We start from the raw sequence: 10,083 nt of genomic DNA, 5'->3' as shown, positions 1-10,083 counted from the left end.
TGCGGGGGAGCGGGGTCGGCGGGTGTCGCGGCTGCGCGTCAGCCACGCTTTCCACTCGCCGTTGATGGAGCCGATGCTGGCGGAGTTCGCCGAGGTCGCCGCGAGCGTCACCTACCGGCAGCCGGTGCTCGCCGCCGTCAGCACGGTCACTGGTGAGCCGGTCGGTGAAGGGGACTGGGCGACGGCTGATTACTGGGTGGATCAGGTCCGCCGACCGGTCCGCTTCCACGACGCTCTTGAGACCGCCACCGGTACACAGAGTGTCAGTCGGCTGCTGGAGGTCGGACCCGACCCGGTACTGACCAGCCTGGCGCAGGCCGCGACGGAGGCCTCCGCCGCATCGGTGCTGCGGAAGGGCCGCGCGGAGGCCGAGTCCGTCCTCGTCGCGGCGGCGGAGATGTTCGTACGCGGCGGGAAGCTGGACTGGGCCGCGGTGTTCGCCGGGACCGGTGCCCGGCGGGTGGAGCTGCCGACGTACGCCTTCCAGCACCAGCGGTTCTGGCTGCGGCCCTCCCGCTCCGTGACCGATGCAAGCGGGCTCGGCCTGGGAACGGTCGGGCACCCGCTGCTGGGGGCCGCGCTGCGGCTGGCCGGATCGGACACGGTGCTGCTGACGTCGCGGCTGTCCGCGCAGTCGCATCCGTGGCTGTCCGACCACGTGGTGGCCGGATCCGTCGTGGTGCCCGGCACGGTGTTCGTGGAACTCGCCGTGCAGGCGGGGGACCAGGTCGGCTGCGACCAGGTGGAGGACCTGACCCTGCGGGCCCCGCTGATCCTGGCGCACGACGGCACGGTCCAGATCCAGATCAGCATCGAACCGGCCGAAGGCGACCGGCGGCGCACGGTCCGGGTCTACTCACGCCCGCAGGACTCCGCCGCCGAACAGCCGTGGACCCTGCACGCCACCGGGACCCTCACCACCGCGCGGCCCGCCGCCGACTGGGACCTGCGCGCCTGGCCCCCCGAGGGCGCGGAGCCGGTACCGGCCGATGGACTCGACGGCCTCTACGACCATCTGGCCGACGCGGGACTGGCCTACGGACCTGGTTTCCGCGGCGTGAAGGAGGTATGGCGGCGGGGCGAGGACCTCTTCGTGGACGCAGCCCTGCCCGAGCAGATCGCGGGGGACGTCACCGGCTTCGGTCTCCACCCGGCCCTGCTGGACACCGTCCTGCACGCCCTCGGGCTACGTGAGCCGTCGGCCGAGGGGGCCGCGTCCCTGCCGTTCTTGTGGTCCGGCGTCTCCTTGTTCGCCGTGGGCGCCACAGCCGTCCGGGCGCGCCTCTCGCCGCGCGGCGGGCCGGGCTCGGGCGAGATCGCCCTGCAGGTGGCGGACGCGGCGGGCGAGCCGGTCGCCGAGGTGGGCTCCCTGGTGCTGCGACCCGTATCGGCCGCCGACCTCGTCGCGGGCGCCGACGGGGGCTCGCCGATCTCGGACAGCCTGTTCCGGCTGGACTGGACCGCCGCCCCCGCCCCCACCGAGCGTCCTGACACCGGCGAACCGGGGGACTGGGCCGTGCTCGGCGATCCGCACCCGTGGCAGGACGCCGGAGTGCCGGTGACCGGCTACGCCGACCTCACCGCGCTGACCGCCGCCCTCGACGAGGGCGGCAGCGTCCCGGACACCGTGCTGCTGCCGCTCCCGCACGACCCGCGCGGCACCGACACCGCGATCGCCGCAGCGGTCTCCGGTGTGCTGGAGCTCGTTCATGAGTGGCTGGCCGAACGGCGGCTGACGGAAACCCGGCTGGTGGCGGTGACCTCCGGGGCGGTGGGGGCAGAGGCGCACGACCTGGCCGGTGCGGGCGTCTGGGGCCTGCTGCGCTCGGCGATGAGCGAACACCCGGGCCGGTTCGTCCTGGCGGACGTCGACGGTGAACCGACCTCGTACGCCACCCTGGCGACGGCCCTGGCCGACGGCGCGGAAAGCCAGTTCGCCGTGCGGCGGGGCCAGGTGTGGCTGCCTCGGATGGCGCGCACGACCGGCGCCTCCGAAGACGGCGCCCCAGGTGTGTGGCAGAGCCACGGAACCGTGCTGGTCACCGGCGGAACCGGTGGCCTGGGCGCGGTCGTGGCCCGGCACCTGGTGAGCGCGCACGGCGTACGGAACCTGCTGCTGCTCTCGCGCCGCGGCCCGGACGCCCCCGGTGCTCACGAACTCCAGCGGGAGCTGACCGGCCTGGGTGCCGACGTCACCATCACCGCCTGCGACGTGGCCGACCGCCGCGCACTGGCCGAGGCGATGGGCGGCATACCCGACGACGCGCCCCTGACCGGAGTCGTGCACACCGCCGGTGTCCTCGACGACGGCATGATCACCGACCTGACCCCGGAGCGGGTCGCCCGGGTGCTCGCGGCGAAGGCCGAATCGGCTCTCCACCTGCACGAGCTGACCGCGGACAACCGCGACCTGACCGCCTTCGTCCTGTTCTCTTCCATCGCGGGAGTGTTCGGGAACTCGGGCCAGGCCGCGTACGCCGCCGCCAACACCGTGCTGGACACCCTCGCCCTGTCCCGGCGATCGCAGGGGTTGCCCGGAGTGTCGCTGGCGTGGGGCATGTGGGAACACGCCGACGGCATGGGCGGCCGCCTCGGCGAGGCGAACATCGCCCGCCTGCGAGGCCAGGGCTTCCCGCCACTGTCCACCCAGGACGCGCTGGCACTGTTCGACCTGGCGCTGCGGACCGGCGAACCCCTGGCGCTGCCGGTCGCCCTGCGGACCACGGCGCTCGCCGCGCGGCGCGACAGCCTGCCCACCCCGCTGCACGGTCTCCTTCCCGCGGCCCGCCGGCGCCGGACCGCGGGCCAGGGCACCGACGTGGACGGGCTGGCCCGCCGCCTGTCGGGTCTGTCCGGGGCCGAGCGGGACCGGGTACTGCTCCACGTGGTGCAATCCGAGGTGGCGGCGGTACTGGGGCACGCGTCGGCGGGCGCGGTCGACCCGGGGCGGGCGTTCAAGGATCTCGGGTTCGATTCGCTGACCGCGGTGGACCTGCGTAACCGGCTCAACAACGCGACCGCGCTCACCCTGCCCACCACCCTGGTCTTCGACCACCCCAGCCCCACCGCGCTCGCCGCGTACCTGCGCGAACGGCTGCTGGGGGAGACGCCGGCCGGCCAGGACATCGAGTCCAGGCCGACCCAGGTGATGGCCGACGACGAGCCGATCGCGATCGTGGGGATGGGCTGCCGCTACCCGGGCGGCGTGACCTCTCCCGAAGGGCTGTGGGAGCTGGTCGACTCCGCCGGGGACGGGATCACGGGCTTCCCGACCGACCGCGGCTGGGATGTCGACTCGCTCTTCGACCCCGACGCAGGCCGCGCGGGCACGTCGTACGTACGTGAGGGCGGCTTCCTGCACGACGCGGCCGAGTTCGACGCGGAGCTGTTCGGAATCTCCCCGCGTGAGGCGCTGGCCATGGATCCGCAGCAGCGGTTGCTTCTGGAGACGTCCTGGGAGGCGCTGGAGCGGGCCGGCATCAACCCCCTGTCGCTGCGAGGATCGTCCACAGGCGTGTTCGCGGGGCTGATGTACCACGATTACGCCTCGCGTCTCCAGACCCTGCCCGAGGACGTGGAAGGCTTCGTCGCCAACGGGAACGCGGGCAGCGTCTTCTCCGGGCGTGTCGCGTACGTCTTCGGGTTCGAGGGGCCCGCGGTGACGGTCGACACCGCGTGTTCGTCGTCGCTCGTGTCCCTGCACTGGGCCTGCCAGGCCCTGCGGGCGGGGGAGTGCGACACGGCCCTGGCCGGTGGCGTCACCGTCATGGCGACGCCCTCGACGTTCGTCGAGTTCTCACGCCAGCGGGGTCTGGCCTCGGACGGCCGGTGCAAGTCCTTCGCGGACGGCGCGGACGGCACGGGCTGGGCCGAGGGCGCCGGGGTGCTGGTGCTGGAGCGCCTCTCGGACGCGCGGCGCCGTGGTCACCACGTGCTCGCGGTGGTGCGCGGCAGCGCCGTCAACCAGGACGGTGCGTCGAATGGCCTGACGGCGCCGAACGGTCCCTCCCAGCAGCGGGTGATCCGCCAGGCGCTGTCGTCGGCGCGGCTTTCCGCCGCCGAGGTCGACGCGGTCGAAGCACATGGCACGGGGACTCGGCTGGGCGACCCGATCGAGGCGCAGGGGCTGCTGGCGACGTACGGTCAGGCGCGCACGGAGGACCAGCCCTTGTGGCTGGGCTCGGTGAAGTCGAACATCGGGCACACCCAGGCCGCCGCGGGCGTCGCCGGCGTCATCAAGATGGTGATGGCGCTGCGTGCCGAGCGGCTGCCGCGGACGCTGCACGTGAACGAGCCATCGAGCCAGGTGGACTGGGCCGCCGGGGCGGTCCGGCTGCTGCGGGAGCCCCGCAGGTGGCCGATGGGCGAGCGTCCCCGGCGCGCGGGCATCTCCTCCTTCGGGATCAGCGGCACCAACGCTCACGTCATCGTCGAGGAAGCGCCTGCGGCTGAACCGGCCACGGCCGACGAGCGGCCCACGGCCGAGCTGCCGGTGGTCCCGTGGGTGCTCTCGGCCCGCAGCGCCCAGGCGCTCCGGGCGCAGGCCGGACGCCTGGCCGAACTCTCCGACGAACGCGACCACTCCAGTGCGGACCTGGGGCTGTCGCTCGTGACGACGCGTGCGCTGCTGGACCACCGCGCGGTGGTGCTGGGCAGTGATCCGGGTACGTTGCGTGCGGGCGTGGCCGCGCTGGCCGAGGGCGACGCCTCGGTGGTGTCCGGTGTGGTGCGTGAGGGCCGTACGGGCTGGATGTTCACCGGGCAGGGCAGCCAGCGGCTCGGCATGGGCCGGGAGCTGTACGAGCAATTCCCGCGGTTCGCAAGGGCGTTGGACGAGGTGTGCGGACACCTGGAGGACGCACTGGCGGGCGAGCCCGGCTTCGGTACCCCCGTGAGGGACGTGCTGTTCGCCGCCGAGGGCTCGGACGAGGCAGCACTCCTCGACCGGACCGGGTACGCGCAGACGGCGCTGTTCGCGGTCCAGGTCGCGCTGGTGGAGCTGCTGAGGTCGTGGGGCATGGGCCCGGACGCGGTGCTGGGCCACTCGGTGGGGGAGTTCGCCGCCGCGTACGCCGCCGGTGTCTTCGATCTGGCCGATGCCACCAGGCTGGTGGCGGGCCGGGCCCGGTTGATGCAGCGGCTGCCCGCAGGTGGCGCGATGGCTGCCATCGAGGGCAGCGAGGAGGAGGTCCTCGGCATCCTGCGAGGGCTTCCCGGGGACGGGCGGATCACGATCGCGGCGGTCAACGGGCCGACGGCGGTGGTGGTTTCCGGCGACCAGCAGGCCGTCGAGCGGGCGACGACCGTTGCCCGGGAACGGCACCGCCGGGTGTCCCGGCTGAAGGTGAGTCACGCGTTCCACTCGCCGCTGATGGAACCGGCCATGGTGGAGTTCGCCGATATCGCGGCCGGCGTGGCCTACCGGCAGCCGAACCTGCCGGCCCTCAGCACCGTCACCGGCGAGCCGGAGACCGCGGAGGACTGGGCGACTCCGGAGTACTGGGTGCGTCAGATCCGCGAACCGGTGCGTTTTCACGACGCCCTCGTGGCCGCGACGGGCGTGCAGGGCGTGTCCCGGCTGCTGGAGATCGGTCCCGACCCGGTGCTGACCGCGCTCGCGCAGTCCGCGGCGGAGGACGTCACCGCGGCGTCGGTGCTCCGTAAGGGACGGCCCGAGGCCGAGTCCGCGCTGGGCGCGGTGGCCGAGGTGTTCGTGCGCGGCACGCACGTCGACTGGACCGCACTGTTCGCCGGGAGCGGCGCCCGGCCGACCGCGCTGCCGACCTACGCGTTCCAGCGGCAGCGGTATTGGCTCGGGGCTTCCCGGCCGGTGGCCGACGCCCGTGGCCTGGGCCTGGGCGCGGCCGAGCACCCCCTGTTGGGCGCGGCCGTGACGCTGGCCGGTTCCGACGCCGTACTGCTGACCTCACGGCTTTCCGTCCAGTCGCATCCGTGGCTGGCCGATCACGCCGTGGCGGGCTCGGTGCTCGTACCGGGCACGGTGTTCGTGGAGCTGGCCGTACAGGCGGGCGACCGGGTCAACTGCGACCGGGTGGAGGAGCTGACCCTGCAAGCGCCACTGGTGCTGCCGGAACAGCAGGCCGTACACCTTCAGCTCAGCGTCGAAACGGCGGACGGCGCCGCGGACGAGCGGCGCGCCCTCAAGGTGTACTCCCGCCCGGAGGGCGCCGCGGCCGAGGAGCCGTGGACTCTGCACGCCACCGGAACCCTGACGCCGGGAACGGGCGTGGCCGCCGACTGGGACCTGGCCGCGTGGCCGCCCGCCGGTGCGGAGCACGTCCCGGTGGACGGCCTGTACGAGCGGCTGGCCGACGAGGGCCTCGTCTACGGCCCGGCCTTCCGCGGCTTGCGGGAGGTCTGGCAGCAGGGCGACGACTTCTCCGTGGAGGCGGCGTTGCCCGAGCCGCTGTCCGGCGAGGCGGCCGGTTTCGGTCTGCACCCGGCGCTGCTGGACTCGGTTCTGCACGCGCTGGGGCTTCGGGAGTCGGCCGACGAGGGTGCGTCCCTGCCGTTCATGTGGTCCGGCGTGTCGCTGTCGGCGACCGGCGCCGCCGCGGTGCGGGTACGCATCTCCGTACGGGACTCCGGTGACATCGCCTTGCGGGTCGCCGACGGTGAGGGTACGCCGGTGGCCGAGGTGGAGTCGCTGGTGCTGCGGCCGGTGTCGGCGGGGGAGCTGGCAGCGGCGAACTCCCCGGTCAGGGACAGCCTCTTCCGCCTCGACTGGATCGAGGCCCCCACCGCTACCACCACCGGACTCACGCAGCCGAGCGCCTGGGCGGTGCTCGGTGACACTCGGCTGGGCGCCGGTGTCCCGGGGGCCACCGCACACGCCGACCTGGACGCACTGATCGCCGCGCGCGATGACGGCGCGCCCGTCCCGGACACCGTCGTGCTCCCCTTCGACGCCACCGGCGACGCGGTCGGCGACGCGGTGGCCGGTGTGCTGGCAGTGATCCGCGCGTGGCTGGCTCAGGAGCATTTCGCCGGATCGCGGCTGGTGGTACTGACCTCCGGCGCCGTGGACGTGAGGCCCGAGGACAGCACTCCTGGGACACTCGATCTCGCCGGTGCCGGGGTGTGGGGCCTGGTGCGGTCGGCGATGAGCGAGCACCCGGGCCGGTTCGCGCTCGCCGACGTCGACGGCGCGCGGGAGTCGTACGAGGTCCTCCCCGCCGCTCTCTCGGGGCCGGACTCCGGCCAGGTCGCCGTACGGGAAGGCCGCGCCTGGCTGCCGCGTATGGTGCGGATGAACGCGGGCGGGGTGCTGGTGCCTCCGGCGGGTGCGGGCTCCGCCTGGCGGATGGACATCGCGGCCAAGGGCCGGCTGGACGGCGTCGCCCTGGTACCCGAGAACCCGGCACCGCTGGGCCCGGGGCAGGTCCGGGTGGCCGTCCGGGCGTCGGGCGTCAATTTCCGTGATGTGCTCAACGTGCTGGACATGTATCCCGGCGACGCCGGGCTGCTGGGCCACGAGGGCGCGGGTGTGGTCCTGGAGGTCGGTCCGGGGGTGTCGGACTGGGCTGTCGGTGACCGGGTGATGGGTCTGCTGAACGGGGGGTTCGGCCCCACGGCCGTGGCCGACGGGCGGATGCTGGCGCGGATCCCGGCCGGCTGGTCGTACCCGCAGGCGGCATCCGTGCCGATCGTCTACCTGACCGCGTATTACGCGCTGGTCGATCTGGCAGGGTTGGAAGCGGGCGAGTCGGTGTTGATCCATGCCGCGGCCGGTGGTGTGGGCATGGCCGCGGTGCAACTCGCCCAGCATCTGCGGGCGGAGGTGTTCGCGACCGCCAGTCAGGCCAAGTGGCAGACCGTTCGTCATCTGGGTGTGTCCGCCGAGCGCATCGCCTCCTCCCGTACCACGGAGTTCGAGGAGGTCTTCTCCCGGGCCACGGACGGGGCCGGGCTGGACGTGGTGCTGGACTGCCTGGCCGGGGAGTTCGTGGACGCGTCGCTGCGGTTGACGCGGGCCGGTGGCCGGTTCGTCGAGATGGGCAAGACCGACATCCGGGACGCGGACGAGGTGGCCGAGGCCCATCCGGGCGTGTCGTACACGTCGTTCGACGTGATGGACGCCGGGCCGGAGCGGATCGGCGAGATGCTGGCGGAGCTGCTGGCACTGTTCGAGAGCGGCGCGCTGCGGCCACTGCCGGTCACGACGTGGGACATCGCCCGGGCCCCGGAAGCGCTGCGATTCCTCGGCCAGGCGAAGCACGTCGGCAAGGTCGTGCTGACCGTACCCGCGCCCTGGCGCGAGGACGGCACCGTGCTGATCACCGGCGGCACCGGCGGCCTGGGCGCGCTGGTGGCCCGCCACCTGGTCACCCGACACGGCGTACGGAACCTGGCACTGCTCTCCCGGCGCGGCCCCGAGGCCCCGGGCGCGCGCGAACTCGAACGAGAGCTGGCCGCCCTCGGTGCGCGCGTCACGATCAGCGCGTGCGATGTCAGCGACCGTACGGCCCTGGCAGGCGTCCTCGACGCGATCCCCGACGAGGCTCCGCTGACCGGCGTGGTGCACACCGCCGGTGTGCTCGACGACGGGATCATCGCCGAACTCACCCCCGAGCGCTTGGCCCGCGTCCTGGCCGCGAAGGCCGATTCCGCCCTGCATCTCCATGAACTCACCGCGGACCGCGACCTGGACGCGTTCGTCCTGTTCTCCTCGATCGCCGGTGTGGTGGGCAACGCGGGCCAGGCGCCCTACGCGGCGGCCAACTCCGTGCTCGACGCACTCGCGGTGTCCCGGCGCGCCCAGGGCCTGCCCGCCGTGTCACTGGCCTGGGGCATGTGGGCCCACACCGCGGGCATGGGCGGCACGCTCGGCGAGTCCGACCTGCTCCGGATGGCGCGCCAGGGCTTCCCCGCCCTGGAGACCGACCACGGGCTCTCCCTGCTGGACATCGCCCTTCAGATCAACGAGCCGCTGGCGCTGCCGATCGCCCTGCGCACCTCCGCGCTGACCTCGGACCGCACGACCCTGCCCGACGTTCTGCACGGGCTCGCCCCGGCGGCACGGCAGCGCCGGGACGCCGGGCAGGCCACCATCACGAGCCGGGGCGAACTCGGCGGCCGACTGGTGGGGCTGCCGGCGGCCGAACAGAGCCGACTGCTGCTGGAGCTGGTACAGACCGAGGTCGCAGGTGTGTTGGGCCATGCGTCGGGGGCGGCCGTCGACCCGGCCAGGGCATTCAAGGATCTCGGTTTCGACTCGCTGACCGCGGTGGACCTGCGCAACCGGATGCATGCCGCCACCGGCCTCCGCCTGCCCGCGACGCTCATCTTCGACCACCCGACTCCGTCCGCTCTCGCCGGATACCTGCGCGAGGAGGCGCTCGGCGCGGCCATCGAGCCGACCCGAACACCGGCCGTCCCCGCCCCGGTGGGCGCGGCGGACGAGCAGATCGTGATCGTGGGCATGGGCTGCCGCTTCCCGGGCGGCGTCACCTCGCCGGAAACCCTGTGGGACCTGGTGGCTTCCGCCGGAGACGGCATCGCCCCGTTTCCCTCGGACCGCGGCTGGGACGCCCGGGCGCTGCACGACATCGCGGCCGTTGGCGGGTTCGTACAGGACGCCGGGGACTTCGACGCCGAGCTGGCAGCAGCGGCTGCTGCTGGAGACCTCCTGGGAGGCGCTGGAGCGGGCCGGGATCAGCCCCCTGTCGCTGCGCGGCTCGGCCACCGGCGTGTTCGCCGGTGTGTCCGCGAACGGGTACGGCGGCCACCTGCACGAGGCGGGCTCGGAAACCGAGGGTTACCTGCTGACCGGGAGCACGCCGAGCGTGGCGTCGGGCCGTCTCGCCTACGCCCTCGGCCTTGAGGGTCCCGCGGTGTCGGTGGACACCGCGTGCTCGTCGGCGCTGGTGGCGCTGCACCTCGCGGGCCAGGCGCTGCGGGCGGGGGAGTGCGACCTGGCCTTGGCCGGTGGCGCGACGATCATGGCGAACCCCGGCATGTTCCTGGAGTTCGCCCGTCAGGGCGGGCTGGCCGGGGACGGCCGGTGCAAGTCCTTCGCGGAGGCCGCGGACGGTACGGGGTGGGCCGAGGGTGCCGGGGTAC

Annotated in this window: 1 pseudogene; it reads left to right on the top strand. The window is 73.6% G+C overall.

What is annotated here, in order from left to right:
• A pseudogene (locus LCH29_RS43220) lies at nt 1–10,083 on the top strand (SDR family NAD(P)-dependent oxidoreductase); the annotation flags it as partial.

The organism is Streptomyces sp. BRA346, from assembly GCF_052851135.1.
The sequence above is the reverse complement of the archived record's forward strand: the minus strand, read 5'-3'. Positions and strand labels throughout refer to the sequence as shown.